Genomic DNA, 16,896 nt, shown 5'->3' on the forward strand with positions numbered 1-16,896 from the left:
CTGCCAGTGGGTATCATCACCGATCGCGGCACGAAACTAGTGCTGGGTGCCCATTTTTTCAGCGTAGTCGATGTGTTCGGAAAGACTGGCGACCAGTTTTTTGGCCATTTCGAGGGTCAGACCCAGAAACAGGGTTTCCTGCGGGCCTTGTTCATGCGGGGCATCGGGATCGATATAACCGAATTTCACTACCAGCGCCTGATGGGTGTTCAGGGGGCCAATATGCCAGCCGGTAACCGGGTAGAAGGTAAATCGCGTAAATTCATTCACTTTAATCCTGACTGTAAAAGCATAACGCTGATTGATAGTCAGGCCAGCTCTGATGATAAAACATGAGTGGATGACTAAGTCTGAACTAAATCGACAGGAATACAAGGGCAGCGGCTGAATAAGCGCAGCGTGACGTGTTACTGAAACGTGCTGCGTTCAGCGCCCGCTGTAGCAAGCAACGGACCCGCACGGCACTATGAGGTCAGGCTAAACGCCAGCACCGGCAACTAACTATCGGTCTGGGGGATAATCGAGATATGACCATTTACCTCCAGCACCGCATATTTAATCTGATCAAACCGTTCCAGCCCCGGCCCGGAACGCGCTGCCTCCAGCACATCATCAGGACTGATGCCTGTCATCTTCATGCGTTCGGTCAGCAGATTACCATTCTCCACCAGAATCACCGGTCCGCCGTCGATCGCCTGCTCCACCATCGGAAAACGGCTTTTGAGTTTGCCCAGCACAATGTCAATCGTCACCAGCGTGATAATGGTCAGCGCCGCGCCAGTCACTGAAAAATCGTCGCCCAGTAGCGCCTGCTGGGTGGCTTCGCTGATGATCAACAGCAGAATCAGATCGAAAGAGGTCATCTGCAGCAGGGTGCGTCTGCCCGCAATTTTGAACACCACCATCAGCACCAGGTAAATTGCTGCGGCACGTAATACCGTTTCCATTAAGCACTCCTGTCAGGGATAGATCCATTGGGTAAAACGGGCCGGCGGATGATCGCCACTGCTGACGCTGACAGCAATGCGACCAGGATTTCGGGGCTGCAGTCCGATCCAGATAGCGTGATCCAGACCGGTATCACGCGACGAAAAGGTCAGCCGCAGATCGCTGCCAATCGTTACCGCCTCCAGCGGCTGAGGCTGCAGCGTCTGGATTTGCAGGTTATCGAGGGCACCACCGCCAATCGTAACGTTAAAGCGATCGGTTACCGGTGCGTTGTAGCGAATGCGCATATCCATATTACTCTCAACCCGGCCAAACCGTTCATACTCCACCTGGATCGTCCCGTCCGGCGAGCGGGCGCTGCCATTACTCAGTACGCCTTTGGAAAAGAGTCCGCAAGCCCCCAGAATCACCAGCGCAATCAGGACGTATTCACCGATACGCTGAATACGCCATTCACGACGTATCCAGCGCATATCTTCTTTTATCGGGTAATCCCGACTGCCTGTGTGATCTTTTTTCATCCTGCAATTCTCTCCTGTCAGTCGCCAGCCTCAACGGCTCGCGGCCCAAATCATACCGGACGCAGGTCATTTAGCGCGCCGTTCAACCCAGAACGACCAGCTGTGATAGAGCAGCGTCAGCGGCATGGCAATCGCCGCGCCCACCAGCACGAATCCCTGCGTGACCTGCGAGGAAGCGCTTTCACTGATGGCAAACTGGTACGGCACCAGCCACGGATAAAGGCCGCACAGCAAACCGATAAACACGGCCCCGATCAGCATCAGTGCAACAATAAGCTGTAGCAGCGGCCTGGCTCGCCACAGCGTTACCGGCAAAACGATCCATAGCATGACAATCGCCATGCCAGCCACTTTTCCCAGCGGTCGTTGCCAGCTCTGGTGCCAGATATCGGCGTTAAAATAGAGTTCGAACAGAAAGATTATCAGCGCCAGCAGCCACCATAACCAGCTTTGCGCTTCTGCCAGAGGTTGTACTCTGTCGCCAATTCGCCAGCCGATCCAGCAACAGGCCAGCAGCGAATTGATCGCCATTAATCCAACACCGCTCATCAGCGGAACCAGGCTCAGCCCATCGGGCAGCCCAGTCTGAGGCTGAGCGCTGATGATCATGCCCGCGCACCAGCCCTGAATAAAGGTCGCCAGCGCCGAGCAACTGGCCATAATACGGTCGAGCCAGCGGCGTAAACGGTTACTGCTCCGGGCGCGATACTCGAGCGCCATCGCCCGCATCACCAGTGCCAGTAGCATGGCGAACAGTGGCGCGCTCAGCTCACTGAGCAGCAGACTGTAGACCGGTGGAAACAATGCCAGCAGACCGCCTGCGGCCAGCACCAGCCAGGTTTCATTTGCATCCCAGACCGGCAGAATACTGTGCGTCATCAGTTCACGCTGTTGATCATCGTGAAACCAGAAAAACAGCATACCCACACCCAGATCTGTCCCATCCAGTAACAGATAAAGCAGTAACGAGAGACAGATGATCATCGCAGACAAATCAGCCATAGCGACTCCTAATGGGGCGTTTTCAGCTCAATGACCACCGGCTCACCTGAGGGTAGCTCACCTTTAATCCGACGCAGCAAATAGCGTAAGCCGAGGGCGAACACCAGGCCGTAGATCAATAGTACCGCCACGAAAATGCTCAGCGTGGTACTCAGGGCCAGCGGTGACACGCTCTGTGCTGTACGCAACATGCCATAGACCGTCCAGGGCTGACGCCCCACTTCAGTCACGACCCAGCCTGACAGCAGTGCGATAAAGCCCGCCGGTGAGAGCCACGTCAGCCAGCGCAGCAACCGCCCTGATTCTGCCAGTCGTCCACGCCAGCGCTGAAGATTTGCCGCCAGCGTGGTCAGCAATATGATCAGCCCCAGCCCTACCATCAGACGAAATGCGAAAAAGACCGGTAACACCGGGGGAATCGCATCCGCAGGAAATTCGCTCAGACTTTTGATATGACCGGAAAGATTGTGCCGCAGATAGAGCGATCCAAGGCTGGGGAGGCTGATCTCCAGCGTGTTACGCTGCGCCTGCTGATCCGGTAGCGCAAACAGTCGCAACGGTTCACCCTCGCTCTGTGCGGGTCGATGCCAGCTGCCTTCCATCGCGGCCAGTTTAGCGGGCTGATAGTCGCGCGTATTTTCACCGTGCAAATCGCCGAGTACGATTTGTAATGGAACCGCAAGCAGCAGAAAGGTCAGCGCACTGTTGAGCATCAGCCGCGAAGCGGACTCACCCTTAAAATGCCGAAGTCTCCAGGCCGCGACACCCATCATCATCACTGCCGCGGCAATCAGCGACCCCACCACCATATGACTGAAGCGCCATGGAAAAGAGGGAGCCAGCAAAATTGACCGCCAGCTTTCAGCCAGAAACACGCCGTTCTCAGTGCGCGTGAAACCGACTGGGGTTTGCATCCATGAATTGGCGGCCAGAATCCAGAACGCACTAAGCAACGCCCCGATCGCCACCAGACAGGTAACGACGAAATGGACACCAGGCGAGATTTTATTGAAGCCAAACAGCATCACACCGGTCAGAGCTGATTCAAGAAAAAAAGCGACCAGCACCTCATAAAACATTAAGGGTCCAATCACGCCGCCGACCTGATGTGAAAAGCGCGCCCAGTGTGTTCCAAACTGAAATTCCATGACTACGCCGGAAGCCGCCCCAATCGCTACCGTCAGGGAAAAAATGTTCAGCCAGAAGTGAAGAGCATCCCGGGCAGCCTGCTGTTTGCCCCACAGCCAGCGTGCCTCAAACCAGACCAGAAACGGTGCCAGCCCCAGCGTCAATGCCGCCAGCGTGATATGCATGCCCATGGTGATTGCAAACTGCGTCCGGGCGATGATCAGAATCCAGTCCAGCATCAGGCTTATTTCACCAGCGAAGCGTTTATCTGTGAAGTTATCTGATCATCGTAGTGAAGAAATAAAAAATCGGCCAGCAGTACTGTTTTCTTAAATAACGACGATCACGAAACTGATCTTATTGTTACGGGGTGAAGAGAAGTAAAAGAGGTTATTATCTCAGGCTGCTCTCGCTGCGTTTAAATAAGCGCAAAATAAAATTAAGCGAGGCGGTTATTTACTCCGCCCCGCTATGACGAAACAGACAGCCGCCTTATAGCCAGCCCGAGCGGCGCAATTTGGCCCACAGCCCGCCGCAGGCCAGCAGTGTCAGCCCCACCGCCAGCGGATAACCATACAACGACTTCAGCTCGGGCATATGCTCGAAGTTCATGCCATACATGCTGAACACCACGGTTGGAATGACCAGTATCGCACCCCAGCCCGCCAGCTTTTTGACGACCTCATTCTGCTGCACTGTCACCAGCGCCAGGTTAACCTGCATGGCACTGGTCAGCATCTCGCGCATATCTTCCGCATCGGTCACTACATGGCGGGCGTGATCCTGTACGTCACGGATATAGGCGCGCAGCGGGCGCGGGATCAGATCTTCATGCAGGTGGATCAATTGGTTGCAAATCTCTTCCACTGGCAGCGCCGCATTGCGCAGCGACAGCAGATGACGCCGCATGGTGTAAACCGACTGCACCGACTTGCGATCAAATTCGCTGGTGAAGAGATCGTTCTCCATCTCCCCGACCCGCTCATTCAGCGACGTGGAGAGTTGGGCATAGCGATCCACCACAAAATCGAGCAGGCAGTAGAGCGGATAAGCAGGGCCAAACTTCAGCAGCGCCGGGTTTTCAGACGCCCGCTGCCGCACCGGGGTATAACTTTCCGATGCGCCGTGACGGATGCTGATCAGAAACTTTTTTCCGACAAAAAAATGGGATTCACCCAGTTCGCAGCTGTCATCCTTCGCGCAAACCGTTTTCACCACGATAAACAGCGAGTCGCCATAGTGTTCAATTTTAGGTCGCTGATGGGCATTCAGCGCATCCTCAACCGCCAGTTCGTGAAGTCCGAACTCCTCTTTAATCTTCGCCATAAACTCAGCGTCAGGCTGCCACAGACCGAGCCAGATAAACGCCTCCGGCTCCTTCATCACTTCACTGATATCATCGACCTGAACCTCTTCACCCGCGCATCCCGGACGATACACCATGCTGCTTACGATCATCTTCTGCATTCCTGTTGTGACAGTAAATGGAGCTTAGCTAATGCCGGGTCGGTAACCGGATAAAAACAGTAAGGATTTGCTGCAACGTGGCGCGATCAGCGGGTTACCACTTCAGCCCCAGTCCGGTGGAGAAAATGCCCTCATTCAGGGTATCGGGTATGCCGCTGACCAGATTGCGATGATAGCCAATATGCAGGGTTGACCAGGAGGTCAGGCTGTAACGCATCCCGACTTCTGCATCCAGCATAAATACCCCGTCATCATCCAGCGAATGACCGACATCACCGTTGCTGTAAAGCGTGACCGATTTGCCCAACAGATAGCGCTGATAGTTCCAGCGCAGCGAGCCGCCAAAATGCTTTTCTTCCCGATCGTCGCTGTAGCCATACTCAAAGGCCCCGCCCAGCACGGAAAGTGAGAACGCGCTGAGTTCGGTGTCCCACAGCTGATAACCCGGGCCGGTACCGATCAACGCCTGGCGTGACAGATTCTCCACCCAGTCGCGTTTATAGGTTGCGCGGGTCTGCCAGAAAAACTGCTCCCTGACCAGATAGTCAAAGGCGTAGCGCAGGCTGTAGTTGTCTGTGTTGACGCTTTCATTTTCCTGCTCGCGATTGTAAGTCGCGCCGATATCGTGCCGCCATTTCCCCTGGTTGAGTTTGGTGTTGAGCGCGAAGCTATAGTCATCGGTTTTGGTCGAGGCTTTTTTGACCTTCACGCCTGCATCAATGTTGCCGGTCCAGGCGAGCTGATCGGTGCGAACTTTGGCTTTCATAAACTCGTCGATGCGCCGCAACGAGACCTGCTGTTCCTGCTCATTGCGTTCCACCCAGACATAACCGGGATCGGAAGAAGAGAGCCGCACCTGATAATGCTCGCCGGTCTTTTTGTTTTCGACGTTCACCGGATTCTCGCTGGCGAGCGTACTGACTGCACGCCAGTCCAGCGTGACGGTCCCGGCATACTGTGTCTCTATCCCCAGCTTGCCGTCGCTGAGATAACGAATGGTGCCGGTCAGCCGGTCGCCATTATTCAGCCAGACGGTATCGGCTGCGGCCTGCTGTGCCCATCCGGCACAGCAAAGCGTGACCAGCAGCCTGGTAAAGGAAGTGGGGCAACGCATAGCTTTCCCTGTAAAGGCGTCGTCTTAAGCAGGCGACGTGTCAACGCAAAATCTGACCTGACAATTAAGCCGATCCCGCGATGATATGCAATCAGCCTTCAGGAGAGATCATGCAATGCTTTACCAAGAGGCGGGCCCAGCGTGAAATCGCTAAAACGGATTCCCAGTCCCTGGCGTTCCGGCGAGCAGCCCATCACACCGACAAAACGCCGTGCCTGATCGGGCCACGGACAGAGTCGTAACAGCGGCCAGGTCACTCCGTCGCTGGAGTACTGGATCCTCAGCGCCGCATTTTGCAGCGTGGCACGCATCCAGAACTGTCGTGCATCGCCGGGAAAGACGCCCGTAGACCAGTCGGAGAACTCACGCGTTACCACGCTGCCAATGGCGGGCTGATCATCGTTAAACTCAATACCCGCTTTGACCCAGTGCGTTTCGCTGTCCTGAATAAACAGACCGGCCTGATCGTAGAGCTGACTGAAGTCCGCTCTCACCTGCACCTGAACGGTAAAATCACTTTCTACCCAGAAGCCAAAAGCGTGGCCACTGTGCCGTTCAAAGCCGTACCAGGTATGGAGCCAGAAATCGCTGTTTAACGCGGTTTCGAACTGCAGCGTATCACCATCAAAACGGTGTACTGGCGGCTGATTAATCCAGACGCCTCCTTCGGTGGTCAGTGAACTCACTGCTGGCATAAGGACTCCTTTCTGTACGTTAAGCCGCCTGCGTTTAGTCCGGGCTGCTGTATGGCGATTATTCTGATTATCATAGCGTTTATTGGTCAGGTAGCGGCAGACTGAAAGGTAAATCTGATGATGCTGATGAAAACGGCGAAGTGATGACCAGCCCAGTGATAGCAGACCATTCAGTCTGTTTGCGGCTTCGCTTATTTTTCTTAGCGGAAACAAATGATATTCATCAGGACCAGTTCACTTAACTATTTCATTTTGTTAATTGCCTGGCGAAAACCACGTTTAACAACCAGGCTTGTTTTGTCTGAGGGCAACTGAACTCATTAAATATAAGGATTAAGCCACCATGGTAGATAAATCAGAAATTCTGGATCACGCACAGGTTGTTGATGTCAATGGCGAACATGTCGGTGTTGTCGACCATTTTGAAGGCGACGACAAAATTAAGCTGGCGAAAAGCGATCCTGAAGCAGGCGGCAAACACCACATTATTCCATTCAGCTGGGTGAAAGAAGTTGACGATAATAAAGTCATCCTCTCTAAAGCCAAAGCGGATGTAGAGAGTGAGTGGCAGTCTGCATAAAAAAATAGCCGTGGCGCCTGCCGCGGCTTATTTCTTTTCTGTTACGTATATCTGCGCTGTAAATATTTCCCCCTTCTCTTCCCGATAATTCAATCGCACTGCCCTGTCGCCTCAGAGGCTGGTATTTTCCGCCTGTAGTGAGGAATAACAGCCAAATACCCCGTCAATCAGCAAATAGCTTTCTGAGCCCGGCAATTCAAAATGCCACCACTCGGTTGCAATGCCGGTGAAGCCGCCCCCCAGCATGATGGCATTGAGCATCAGCCGGTTGCGCTGCGTCTGAACCCCCACATCAGGATAATAAGGATGGGAGTGCTCACTCATCTCATCGAAGCCAGTGCCCATATCCACGATTTCGCCGCGCTCATCGATCAGCGTCACATCTACCGCAGTGCCACGGCTGTGGTTTGATCCGCGCGAAAGCGGCACAACATAGTCGGGATTCGGGCAGGCATTCCACAGAATTGCCTGCGCTTCGGGTGGACGGTACGCGTCGAGGATGAGCAGTGTATAGCCCGCAACACGGGCGATATTGATACTTTTCGCCAGCGCTTTCGCCGCATCAACGTGCAGCAGACAGCGTGCGTCGCGATAGATCGGCTGACTGGTAAGGTTCTCGGCGGTGGCATATTTAAGGTCAATCGCTAACTGAGGAAATGCCTCAGCAATATCAACAAGATTTTTACTTTCCATGACGGGGTGCTCCCTGTTTTGTGCTCTGTGGCGGGTTGTCGTAAGCGGAGTGTTGAAGCGGTCATCATGGCATTACGGCGGAAGGAAAAAAAGATGCCGTGAATTTTTGAGTCTGAGTGTAGTGTGGCAGTTTACTTACTCAGGATTCTGACTGACAGCGTTGATGGCTTCAGGAATGGGTACAGGCGCAATAATCAGTTTGCTGAACTCAGGAACTGCAGCACTTAATAAATAATCACAGTAAAATGAAAAGCATTATTTAATTCCCAGGAAATTTAAATACTTTGTCATTTTTACTTCATAGCAAAGCGCAAGAGTTAATTATTTTATTTTGCGATTCTGGCCGCAAAATACATTATTTTAATTGCGAGACAACTCGCTGGCTTACATCAGCTTTCAGCTGGACTTTATTCTTATTAGTTGATTATACGTACAGGTATTTAGCGCGATACAGAGGTGTTGGAGCACCTCTGCAATGCTAATCACAATCCTATTTAGAGAGAATAGAGATCAGGACTGAGTCAGAGTGTAATGCAGTTGGTTTAACTTCAGAAGCCCCTTCTATTACTCAGCATAAGTTAACAGTGAGTTACGCCAGCCGGTATCCCAGCTATACCCGAATTCCATCGATCATTATGAAAGGCCAGTGGCTGACTGCCGCCGGATTCATCACCGGCACCGAAATCGAGGTGAATTTCACCGCAGACCGCATCGTGCTGACCGTTAAACCACCAGAGCATGTTGATGAACAATTGGTCAACGTGTTAGTGCAACTGAATAAGTTGCCTGCAAGGAAACAGAAGCAGGTGCTAGCATTGTCAGGTGTGGCTAAAGGGTAATGGCACTGGCGTGAAAGCATGCCGCTTCTTGTTAGTGAGCGGCAGATTAAATCATTTATTATTGTGGGTGCCGGTGAACGGTGACTGCAAGATGCTGGATGTGGCAATAGAAACAAAGCCAGACTGCTTTAAGAATCAGTTGCAGGAAGAGAGATTTATGTAGCTTGTCAGAAGCATTATGAATGGGCTGTGAATTGATAACAGTAGCATTACAGTGCAAATATGCATGATGGATTATGACCGCCTTTCAAGTGATGGAAAACGGGTAAAGCTAAACTGCTATGGTGTTGGTTCTTTTGACATTTTTTCGGGCATTGAAAGGTATATTAACAATCCAGATTGCTCTGACATTGAGAAGGCAGCAATTCCGCCTGGAACATACTGCATCGTAGACAGGCCAGAAGGCAGTTTACTAAATCGCGCCCGAGCAGAGTTGATTGATATGGCCCATTTGTACCGAAATCATCACTCAGAGTGGTTCGGTCTATACAGCGCGAAAACCATGAGTGACTACGTTTTTGTTAATGGCGTAAAGCGCGGCAGCTTCAGGCTTCACCCACTCAATACTGACGGTTCCGGCGTATCATGGGGATGCATAACCCTCTATCGTTCAACTGACTTCCAGACTTTGCGCAGTTCGTTGTTGCGGAGAAAAAAAGTCGTCGTGCCGGGTAGTCATGGTTTACTGGCATACGGACGCATTGATGTTCCTGGAGTTCCTGATTTCACAAAGTGTGTAGTGCGGTGAAAATACAAATATTTATTATAATTCTATCCGCTTCCTGGATTCTTATTCCTGAAGAGTTCATCAGATCACTGGTTGAAGGCCACATTAGTGGTGATGGTGAAAGCGCTATGGATAGTTTTGAATTCACCGTGATTGTGCTTAAGGCAGTGTTTTCCCTGCTGCTAGCCTTTATCGGTGCCTGACTTTATCGTAAAGCGAGTCAACGATAACGTAGCGACATTTTAGAAGTGGATCTTATGCCATGTGTGCAACATGGCATCTGAAATGGCGTGCTTGCGGGCATAAACTCCGGATTCAGCTTCGTGAAGAACATTGATGATCTGTTCCCAGGCAAAACGCTTCTTCAAAGGATGTTCTCATTGAGCTTATGAAGACATTACTAACATCGCGGTGTGTTAGTCAAAGGGAAGCAGTTAAATTGAACTAAAATAGTTATCAAACTTTATCATATGCAAAATAACCCAGCACAAAACTAACTTCTAATTTTCCTGACAAATTTATAGGATTTCCAGGTCAGTTTCAGAGGAGTCACAAAATAGACCACAAGAAATGCAAACGTCAGAATGATAATATATGGAATAGCATTTGAAGCATCCGCATTGAAAATGCCATCCAATCCAATAAGCATCAAAATAACAAGAGCAATGACACCGCCCCAAAAGCGTTTACTCAAATCAATAACGAGGCTTTGTAGTGTATCTTTTTTTGATTCGTCTTTTTTGATGGTGCTCTTGAGCTTACCGATATCTTTAGCAGAGAAGCCGTTATTATAGAGTTCTTGCTCAAATTCGTTCATCTGATTCATCCTGAATGATGTTGCGATACGTGTGAGTATTGCACAGTGAACGAGACACAAGCTAACCAACCTGCTTACCTGGCCAGCACTGGTATCAACGTTTCCTCACCTCAGAAGGCTCTGCCTGAACATCATACTTATCATGCAATTGCGCATGATATTAAAATGCTATATGCAATAGACATCACGAACAATAAGCAGATCGTATGCACAGAAAAAATACAACCCTATCCAAACTACCATGGGAGTAATACTGGCAATGAGTTTATTGAATATAAATAAGAGTAAAATGTTGCGGTATCGAACTGACAGTAGAGGAAAAAGAGTACCAGACTGCGAAACAGAAGAGAAAATTTGGTACGCCCTACAGGATTCGAACCTGTGACCTACGGCTTAGAAGGCCGGTGCTCTATCCAACTGAGCTAAGGGCGCATGGAGATGGCACGGATTATACGTCGGGAAGCGGGTACGTCAACGTTTTTGCCGTTTCTCCGCAGCGAAGTGCTGCGGGAATAACCAACTGGCATCAATGACGCCTGCGCCATTCACTGAGCGACACGAGTTTACTGCTGCCGGTCAATTCTCCTTCCAGCTCAATCCCTTGTGATGTGAAACGCGCATTGTATTGCTCACGAAGCGCATGCAGTTCCTGGCTGTCTGGCTCCAGCTGTCGCAGAAAGCCCAGCGCGAGCAGCAACTGCTGGCGGCTGATAAGCGGTGAAAAACCGGCGCGACTGAGAATCGCATGCCAGCGCTGGCAGTTCTCCTCGCTGCAGTCAACAATCAACACCTGCCAGATCAGCAGTACCGCTGCGGCATTATGCAGATGCGTTTCATTATCGTGGCTGAGATAGTCGGTAAACTCTTTCGCCGCCTCTTTTCCCATCATAGAGATCATTGATTCCACCTGTACCGGTGGCAGCTGCAGTCGTTTGCTGAGCCGCTGGGCAGCGTGGCGTGAGCCCGCGGTGAGCAGCTGAAATCCAGCGACAAACACCACCGCCAGAGTCGCAAGCATTATCCAAATCATTACATCGTCCCCGGATTGTCCTGTCGATATCATACGCATGCAGGCGGGTACTCGTCGCGGCGAAAAAGCAGGAAAGCGCGTACGCGGCTGAAACTGTGACTGACAGCGCGCCGCGCTTCTGACAAAATAGCGTCCTTCCCCGATTCAACACAACACAGTGGATTTCCTCTCTGATGGCAGCAAAAATTATTGACGGTAAAACGATTGCGCAGCAGGTGCGTCTTGAGGTTGCGGAAAAAGTGAAGCAGCGTCTGGCCGCCGGAAAACGCGCGCCGGGTCTGGCCGTGGTTCTGGTGGGTGAAAACCCGGCATCGCAGATTTACGTGACCAGCAAACGCCGCGCCTGTGAAGAGGTCGGTTTCCACTCCCGCTCTTACGATCTGCCTGCCAACACCCGCGAAGCTGAGCTGCTGGAGCTGATCGATAAGCTCAATCAGGATGACGAAATCGATGGCATCCTGGTGCAGCTGCCGCTGCCAGCGGGCATCGATAATGTGAAGGTGCTGGAGCGCATCACGCCTGATAAAGATGTTGATGGCTTCCACCCTTATAACGTGGGTCGCCTGTGTCAGCGCGCGCCAACCCTGCGTCCCTGCACGCCGCGCGGTATCGTAACGCTGCTGGAGCGCTACAATATCGACACCTATGGCCTGAACGCTGTGGTGGTCGGGGCGTCCAACATTGTCGGCCGTCCGATGAGCATGGAGCTGCTGCTCGCGGGCTGTACTACGACTGTGACCCACCGCTTTACCAAAGATCTGCGCCATCACATTGAGCATGCCGATCTGCTGGTCGTTGCGGTGGGCAAGCCAGGCTTTATTCCGGGCGACTGGATCAAACCCGGTGCCATCGTTATCGACGTGGGTATTAACCGTCTGGATAGCGGCAAAGTGGTGGGCGACGTTGATTTTGACCGCGCATCAGAGCGTGCAGCCTGGATCACTCCGGTGCCGGGCGGTGTGGGTCCGATGACAGTGGCAACCCTGATTCAAAACACGCTGCAGGCGTGCGAAGAGTTTCATGATAAAGAGGTAGTTTAAATGACAAGTTTTTCACTGGGTAAATTCCCGCATGTCGATCTGTGTGACCTGCTGAAACTGGAAGGCTGGGTTCAGAGCGGTGCACAGGCGAAAGTCGTGATTGCCGAGGGTGAAGTGAAGGTGAATGGCGCGGTTGAAACCCGTAAGCGCTGCAAGATCGTGGCTGGTCAGACCGTGGAATTTGCCGGTTTCCGCATCACTGTGGTCGAGTAATTCCGGGGCGTCCCTGCGGGGACGCTACTGTAGCGGTTCATCCCCCTCAATGCGCGTCTCCCCTTCCCGCTGTTCCAGTGCAATATGATTCACCGCCGTATGCTGCGCAATCAGCGTGGCGAGCCGGGGTGAATGGCTGGTGATCCAGAGCTGACTGTACTCGCTGGCTTCAGCGATTAAGCGCGCCAGCGCAGGCAACAAATCCTCATGCAGACTGTTTTCCGGTTCATTCAGTGCCATAAAGGCGGGCGGACGCGGGCTGAGCAGCGCCACAACCAGGCAAAGAAAACGCAGCGTGCCATCAGAAAACTCCGCGCTCTCCAGCGGACGCAGAATGCCATGACGGGACATCAGCATCTGAAAGCGGCCATTCTGCACCTCGACGTCAAACTGGCAGTCGGGAAACGCCTGCGCCATAACCTCAAACAACAGCTCTGAATGACCCCGCTCCACAATGGTCGCCCAGGCCGCCGCCAGATTGCTGCCATCATGAGCGAGTACCGGCGCACGCACGCCAATCTGCGGCGCACGAATCGGTGAGCCGGGCCAGACGGCGAACTCGTGATAGAAGCGCCACTGCTGCAGACGTTCGCGCAGTTGCGAAAGCTCCGGATAAAGATGGGGTTCGCCAAGCTGACCAAATAGCGACTCCTCCGGATGCAGCACCGCCGGATAGGCGACGCGCTCACCTTCAACATTGTGCAGAAAGGCGGTCTGGTTTTCGCGCTGCATGATGCAGGCAGAAGGACGACGACGCTGGCCGCTGAGCCAGAGCCGTTCCTGCTTCACCAGCGGATCGAGATTGAACAGGCTGGTCGCCAGCGGCTCGGGGAAACCCATTTCCAGCTGGTAATCCATGTCATCCATCACCACCGCCAGCTCCAGCCGCTTTGGATCGTGTCGGCGATCGCCCCGGCGTAAACCACCCGCCCACATCGCTTTCTGAATGCCGCCTTCGTCAGCCAGTGCCAGCGCCAGACGACCGCTGGCGGCCTCATGCAACAGCCGCACCGCTTTATAGAGGTTGGATTTACCGCAGCCGTTGGGACCGCTCACCACATTCAGCTGCTGCAGCGACAGCGTCAGGTTACGTATTGAGCGGAAGCCGCGAATCTGAATCTGTTCAATCGCCATAATAAAAAAGGGCGATTGCTCGCCCTCTCCGGTTTATTTTCGACGCCAGCTGGAGCCTTGTGGCCCATCCTCGACGATGACACCCAGCGCGTTAAGTTTGTCACGCGCGATATCCGCTTCTGCCCAGGCTTTGGCGGCGCGCGCATCGGCACGGGCTTTCACCCAGTGCTCAATCTCGGCAACCTCTTCGTCGTTCACCTGCGCGCCGCTCTGCAGGAACAGTTCAGGATCCTGCTGCAGGATGCCCAGCACATTGGCCATCTCGCGCAGCTTCGACGCCAGTCCGTGTGCAGAAGCGCCCTCTTCACTTTTCAGGCGATTCACTTCACGCGCCATGTCGAACAGCACTGAGTAGGCTTCCGGGGTGTTGAAATCATCATCCATCGCGCTGCGGAAGCGCGCTTCAAACGCGTCGCCGCCATGGGCTTTCACGCTGCTGTCGGTGTGACGCAGTGCCGTATAGAGACGCTCCAGTGCCGCACGCGCCTGATTCAGGTTATCTTCACCATAGTTAAGCTGGCTGCGATAGTGACCGGACATCAGGAAGTAACGCACCGTCTCCGCATCATAATGTTGCAGCACGTCCCGCACGGTGAAGAAGTTGCCGAGCGATTTGGACATCTTCTCGCGGTCAACCATCACCATGCCGGAGTGCATCCAGTAATTGACGTAAGGGCCGTCATGGGCGCAGCTCGACTGAGCGATTTCGTTTTCATGGTGCGGGAACATCAGGTCTGAACCGCCGCCGTGGATATCGAAATGGGTGCCAAGCTGTTTGCAGTTCATTGCCGAGCACTCGATGTGCCAGCCGGGACGGCCATTGCCCCACGGCGATGACCAGGCTGGCTCATCCGCTTTGGACATTTTCCACAGCACGAAATCCATCGGGTTGCGCTTCACGTCGGCGACTTCAACGCGTGCACCTGCCTGCAACTGCTCCAGATCCTGCCGCGACAGTGCGCCATAATCGGTGTCGCTGAGGACATCAAACATTACGTCGCCATTGTCTGCCACATAGGCGTGACCCCGCGCAATCAGTGTTTCCACCAGCTCAATGATTTCAGCGATGTGACGGGTGGCTCGCGGCTCCTCATCGGGTGGCAGGATCCCCAGCGCGGCGAAGTCATTGTGCATCTCGCCGATCATGCGGTTAGTCAGGGTTTCGATACTCTCGCCGTTTTCATTGGCGCGTTTGATGATTTTGTCATCAATGTCGGTGATGTTACGTACATAATTAAGCTGATAACCGAGGTAACGCAGGTAGCGCGCCACCACGTCAAACGCCACGAACGTCCGCCCATGACCAATGTGACAAAGGTCATACACCGTGATGCCGCAAACATACATCCCGATTTTACCGGCATGAATGGGTTTGAATTCCTCTTTCTGTCGACTCAGGGTGTTATAAATCTTAAGCATTGAACGGTTCCGTTTTCGCGTGTGGTTGGCTTTTTTAAGTATCCAGACATTGTGCCGTATTTTTATCGCTCGCGCGACGCAAAGCAAGCCAACTGCGCCGCGCTGCTGACGCGTCATTGGAAATTATGATATAAGAACGGTCGACAAAAAGGGGGTCGCCGATCGACAACGCGACCTCAGCAACTGATGACAACCTTTACAGGACGACAAAAATGGTAACTTTCCAGACGAACCATGGCGATATCGTAATCAAAACTTTCGATGATAAAGCGCCGGCAACCGTACAGAACTTCCTGGATTACTGCCGTGAAGGTTTTTACGACAACACCATTTTTCACCGCGTAATCAACGGCTTTATGATTCAGGGCGGCGGCTTCGAGCCGGGCATGAAGCAGAAAGAAACCAAAGCCGAAATTCAGAACGAAGCGAGCAACGGCCTGAAAAACACCAAAGGTACGCTGGCAATGGCACGTACCTCTGCGCCGCACTCTGCGACCGCACAGTTCTTCATTAACGTCGCTGACAACGACTTCCTGAACTTCCGTGACGAAAGCGTTCAGGGCTGGGGCTACTGCGTGTTCGCTGAAGTGGTTGAAGGCATGGATGTGGTCGAGAAGATCAAAGCGGTCTCTACTGGCCGTAGCGGCATGCACCAGGATGTGCCAAAAGATGACGTCGTTATTCAGAAAGTGACCGTCAGCGAGTAATGTCGCGCACGCTGTTTATCGCAGATCTCCATCTGTGTCAGGAAGAACCGGCGATTACCGCCGGTTTTCTGCATTTTTTACAGCGCGAAGCGCCCCACTGCGACGCGCTCTATATTCTCGGCGATCTGTTTGAAGCCTGGATTGGCGACGACGATCCCGATCCCCTGCATCATCAGATTGCCCGCGCCCTGCGCGCCCTGCCGGTTCCGGTTTACTTTATTCATGGCAATCGCGACTTCCTGATTGGCCGACGCTTTGCGCAGGCCTGTGGCATGACGCTGCTGCCGGAAGAGCAGGTGCTGACGCTCTACGGCCATCGACTACTCATCATGCACGGCGATACACTCTGTACCGACGATGTGGGTTATCTGCGCTTTCGTGCCAAAGTGCACAATCCGTGGATCCAGCGACTGTTCCTGGCGCTGCCATTGTGGATACGCAAACGCATTGCCGCCCGGATGCGCGCCGACAGTAAACAGGCCAACCAGCACAAATCCCAGACCATCATGGATGTAAACCAGGATGCCGTGGCCGCTGCCATGCTGCGCCAGCAGGTACCGCTGCTCATTCATGGTCATACCCATCGTCCTGACATTCATACATTGAGCCTGCAGGGTGAAACGGCGCAACGCGCTGTGCTGGGCGCCTGGCACAGCCGGGGTTCTATGATTCAGCTCGACGCCAGCGGCATTCAGCTTATCCATTTCGATTTTTAATCTGCAGGTAACTCCCTGACGTCAGGCCGACGCAACCGTTTTCCTTGCGTGCTTCTCATGCTATTCTCGGTGCCCTTCAAAACCTGTCCGCCCGGCCAGGTCTGTT

Annotated in this window: 20 protein-coding genes, 1 tRNA gene and 1 pseudogene; 7 read left to right on the top strand and 15 right to left on the bottom strand. The window is 53.1% G+C overall.

Translation table 11 applies throughout. The annotated features are described in order from the left end of the window. Positions 1-36: 36 nt before the first annotated feature. The 8 genes from ACR8BF_RS14045 to ACR8BF_RS14080 all read right to left on the bottom strand — a co-directional run bounded on the left by ACR8BF_RS14045 (position 37) and on the right by ACR8BF_RS14080 (position 6,875). Positions 37-270: a hypothetical protein gene (locus tag ACR8BF_RS14045; protein WP_292989842.1), complete on the bottom strand. Its 234-nt coding sequence runs from the start codon at positions 268-270 to the stop codon at positions 37-39. Between the two features lie 227 nt (positions 271-497). Continuing rightward, on the bottom strand, positions 498-947 hold the full coding sequence (locus ACR8BF_RS14050; RefSeq protein WP_434745148.1) for a DUF421 domain-containing protein: 450 nt from the start codon (positions 945-947) through the stop codon (positions 498-500). A gap of 12 nt (positions 948-959) precedes the next feature. Beyond that, positions 960-1,469: a hypothetical protein gene (locus ACR8BF_RS14055; protein ID WP_292989836.1), complete on the bottom strand. Its 510-nt coding sequence runs from the start codon at positions 1,467-1,469 to the stop codon at positions 960-962. 66 nt (positions 1,470-1,535) lie between these two features. Further along, positions 1,536-2,471 (bottom strand): cytochrome d ubiquinol oxidase subunit II, encoded by a 936-nt coding sequence (locus ACR8BF_RS14060; RefSeq protein WP_434745149.1) that lies wholly within the window; start codon positions 2,469-2,471, stop codon positions 1,536-1,538. An 8-nt stretch (positions 2,472-2,479) separates the two neighbouring features. Next, positions 2,480-3,838 carry a cytochrome ubiquinol oxidase subunit I gene (locus ACR8BF_RS14065; RefSeq protein WP_434745150.1) on the bottom strand — a complete coding sequence of 453 codons (1,359 nt, stop codon included), beginning with the start codon at positions 3,836-3,838 and terminating at the stop codon, positions 2,480-2,482. A gap of 253 nt (positions 3,839-4,091) precedes the next feature. Beyond that, the gene (locus tag ACR8BF_RS14070; RefSeq protein ID WP_179896620.1) at positions 4,092-5,057 is read right to left on the bottom strand and encodes a magnesium and cobalt transport protein CorA; all 966 of its coding nucleotides are present in this window, start codon (positions 5,055-5,057) and stop codon (positions 4,092-4,094) included. Positions 5,058-5,160: 103 nt separating this feature from the next. Then, positions 5,161-6,180 (bottom strand): DUF481 domain-containing protein, encoded by a 1,020-nt coding sequence (locus ACR8BF_RS14075; RefSeq protein ID WP_434745151.1) that lies wholly within the window; start codon positions 6,178-6,180, stop codon positions 5,161-5,163. A 98-nt stretch (positions 6,181-6,278) separates the two neighbouring features. After that, the gene (locus ACR8BF_RS14080) at positions 6,279-6,875 is read right to left on the bottom strand and encodes a DUF1349 domain-containing protein (protein WP_292989821.1); all 597 of its coding nucleotides are present in this window, start codon (positions 6,873-6,875) and stop codon (positions 6,279-6,281) included. Between the two features lie 343 nt (positions 6,876-7,218). Here ACR8BF_RS14080 and ACR8BF_RS14085 point away from each other — a divergent pair, with 343 nt between their 5' ends. Continuing rightward, positions 7,219-7,455, top strand: a complete 237-nt coding sequence (locus ACR8BF_RS14085; RefSeq protein WP_090963114.1) for a DUF2171 domain-containing protein — start codon at positions 7,219-7,221, stop codon at positions 7,453-7,455. A 111-nt stretch (positions 7,456-7,566) separates the two neighbouring features. Here ACR8BF_RS14085 and ddpX read toward each other — a convergent pair whose 3' ends face one another. Next, entirely contained in the window at positions 7,567-8,148 is a 582-nt protein-coding gene (gene ddpX, locus ACR8BF_RS14090; RefSeq protein ID WP_434745152.1) for a D-alanyl-D-alanine dipeptidase, read from the bottom strand. Between the two features lie 584 nt (positions 8,149-8,732). Here ddpX and ACR8BF_RS14095 point away from each other — a divergent pair. Both ACR8BF_RS14095 and ACR8BF_RS14100 read left to right on the top strand, forming a co-directional pair. Further along, positions 8,733-8,987 carry a SymE family type I addiction module toxin gene (locus ACR8BF_RS14095; protein WP_370463426.1) on the top strand — a complete coding sequence of 85 codons (255 nt, stop codon included), beginning with the start codon at positions 8,733-8,735 and terminating at the stop codon, positions 8,985-8,987. A 226-nt stretch (positions 8,988-9,213) separates the two neighbouring features. Continuing rightward, a complete protein-coding gene (locus tag ACR8BF_RS14100) occupies positions 9,214-9,735 on the top strand; it encodes a DUF2778 domain-containing protein (RefSeq protein WP_370463427.1) in 522 nt (173 codons plus the stop codon). Positions 9,736-9,968: 233 nt separating this feature from the next. On the opposite strand, the pseudogene ACR8BF_RS14105 reads toward ACR8BF_RS14100, so the two are convergent. The 4 genes and pseudogenes from ACR8BF_RS14105 to ACR8BF_RS14120 all read right to left on the bottom strand — a co-directional run. After that, positions 9,969-10,082 (bottom strand): annotated as a pseudogene (locus tag ACR8BF_RS14105) (IS3 family transposase); the annotation flags it as partial. Between the two features lie 125 nt (positions 10,083-10,207). Then, positions 10,208-10,531 carry a hypothetical protein gene (locus tag ACR8BF_RS14110; protein WP_179896626.1) on the bottom strand — a complete coding sequence of 108 codons (324 nt, stop codon included), beginning with the start codon at positions 10,529-10,531 and terminating at the stop codon, positions 10,208-10,210. Positions 10,532-10,886: 355 nt separating this feature from the next. Next, positions 10,887-10,963 (bottom strand) — tRNA-Arg (locus ACR8BF_RS14115). 94 nt (positions 10,964-11,057) lie between these two features. Next, entirely contained in the window at positions 11,058-11,561 is a 504-nt protein-coding gene (locus tag ACR8BF_RS14120) for a DUF1198 family protein (RefSeq protein WP_434745153.1), read from the bottom strand. 173 nt (positions 11,562-11,734) lie between these two features. On the opposite strand from ACR8BF_RS14120, the gene folD reads away from it, so the two are divergent. Continuing rightward, positions 11,735-12,601, top strand: a complete 867-nt coding sequence (gene folD / locus ACR8BF_RS14125; RefSeq protein ID WP_434745154.1) for a bifunctional methylenetetrahydrofolate dehydrogenase/methenyltetrahydrofolate cyclohydrolase FolD — start codon at positions 11,735-11,737, stop codon at positions 12,599-12,601. Continuing rightward, a complete protein-coding gene (gene ybcJ, locus ACR8BF_RS14130; RefSeq protein WP_003849455.1) occupies positions 12,602-12,814 on the top strand; it encodes a ribosome-associated protein YbcJ in 213 nt (70 codons plus the stop codon). 24 nt (positions 12,815-12,838) lie between these two features. Here ybcJ and ACR8BF_RS14135 read toward each other — a convergent pair whose 3' ends face one another. Further along, on the bottom strand, positions 12,839-13,948 hold the full coding sequence (locus tag ACR8BF_RS14135) for an AAA family ATPase (RefSeq protein WP_434745155.1): 1,110 nt from the start codon (positions 13,946-13,948) through the stop codon (positions 12,839-12,841). Between the two features lie 33 nt (positions 13,949-13,981). Continuing rightward, positions 13,982-15,367, bottom strand: a complete 1,386-nt coding sequence (cysS, locus tag ACR8BF_RS14140) for a cysteine--tRNA ligase (protein WP_179896633.1) — start codon at positions 15,365-15,367, stop codon at positions 13,982-13,984. Between the two features lie 212 nt (positions 15,368-15,579). Between cysS and ppiB the strand changes: the two genes are divergently transcribed. Both ppiB and ACR8BF_RS14150 read left to right on the top strand, forming a co-directional pair. Beyond that, positions 15,580-16,074 carry a peptidylprolyl isomerase B gene (gene ppiB / locus ACR8BF_RS14145; protein WP_010259052.1) on the top strand — a complete coding sequence of 165 codons (495 nt, stop codon included), beginning with the start codon at positions 15,580-15,582 and terminating at the stop codon, positions 16,072-16,074. Then, the gene (locus tag ACR8BF_RS14150; RefSeq protein WP_179896635.1) at positions 16,074-16,790 is read left to right on the top strand and encodes a UDP-2,3-diacylglucosamine diphosphatase; all 717 of its coding nucleotides are present in this window, start codon (positions 16,074-16,076) and stop codon (positions 16,788-16,790) included. Before ppiB ends, ACR8BF_RS14150 begins: the two co-directional genes overlap by 1 nt. The last annotated feature ends 106 nt before the right edge of the window (positions 16,791-16,896 follow it).

Source organism: Candidatus Pantoea rara (assembly GCF_051136265.1).
GTDB lineage: Bacteria > Pseudomonadota > Gammaproteobacteria > Enterobacterales > Enterobacteriaceae > Pantoea > Pantoea rara.

Excerpts from the sequence above, each read along its gene's own strand:
- ACR8BF_RS14100 (WP_370463427.1), top strand. The coding sequence starts at position 9,214 with ATGATGGATTATGACCGCCTTTCAAGTGATGGAAAACGGGTAAAGCTA.
- ACR8BF_RS14150 (WP_179896635.1), top strand. The coding sequence starts at position 16,074 with ATGTCGCGCACGCTGTTTATCGCAGATCTCCATCTGTGTCAGGAAGAA.
- ACR8BF_RS14065 (WP_434745150.1), bottom strand. The coding sequence starts at position 3,838 with ATGCTGGACTGGATTCTGATCATCGCCCGGACGCAGTTTGCAATCACC.
- ppiB (WP_010259052.1), top strand. The coding sequence starts at position 15,580 with ATGGTAACTTTCCAGACGAACCATGGCGATATCGTAATCAAAACTTTC.
- ACR8BF_RS14060 (WP_434745149.1), bottom strand. The coding sequence starts at position 2,471 with ATGGCTGATTTGTCTGCGATGATCATCTGTCTCTCGTTACTGCTTTAT.
- ddpX (WP_434745152.1), bottom strand. The coding sequence starts at position 8,148 with ATGGAAAGTAAAAATCTTGTTGATATTGCTGAGGCATTTCCTCAGTTA.
- ACR8BF_RS14050 (WP_434745148.1), bottom strand. The coding sequence starts at position 947 with ATGGAAACGGTATTACGTGCCGCAGCAATTTACCTGGTGCTGATGGTG.
- ACR8BF_RS14120 (WP_434745153.1), bottom strand. The coding sequence starts at position 11,561 with ATGATTTGGATAATGCTTGCGACTCTGGCGGTGGTGTTTGTCGCTGGA.
- ACR8BF_RS14070 (WP_179896620.1), bottom strand. The coding sequence starts at position 5,057 with ATGATCGTAAGCAGCATGGTGTATCGTCCGGGATGCGCGGGTGAAGAG.
- ACR8BF_RS14135 (WP_434745155.1), bottom strand. The coding sequence starts at position 13,948 with ATGGCGATTGAACAGATTCAGATTCGCGGCTTCCGCTCAATACGTAAC.
- ACR8BF_RS14085 (WP_090963114.1), top strand. The coding sequence starts at position 7,219 with ATGGTAGATAAATCAGAAATTCTGGATCACGCACAGGTTGTTGATGTC.
- ACR8BF_RS14080 (WP_292989821.1), bottom strand. The coding sequence starts at position 6,875 with ATGCCAGCAGTGAGTTCACTGACCACCGAAGGAGGCGTCTGGATTAAT.
- folD (WP_434745154.1), top strand. The coding sequence starts at position 11,735 with ATGGCAGCAAAAATTATTGACGGTAAAACGATTGCGCAGCAGGTGCGT.
- ybcJ (WP_003849455.1), top strand. The coding sequence starts at position 12,602 with ATGACAAGTTTTTCACTGGGTAAATTCCCGCATGTCGATCTGTGTGAC.
- ACR8BF_RS14110 (WP_179896626.1), bottom strand. The coding sequence starts at position 10,531 with ATGAACGAATTTGAGCAAGAACTCTATAATAACGGCTTCTCTGCTAAA.
- ACR8BF_RS14075 (WP_434745151.1), bottom strand. The coding sequence starts at position 6,180 with ATGCGTTGCCCCACTTCCTTTACCAGGCTGCTGGTCACGCTTTGCTGT.
- ACR8BF_RS14055 (WP_292989836.1), bottom strand. The coding sequence starts at position 1,469 with ATGAAAAAAGATCACACAGGCAGTCGGGATTACCCGATAAAAGAAGAT.
- cysS (WP_179896633.1), bottom strand. The coding sequence starts at position 15,367 with ATGCTTAAGATTTATAACACCCTGAGTCGACAGAAAGAGGAATTCAAA.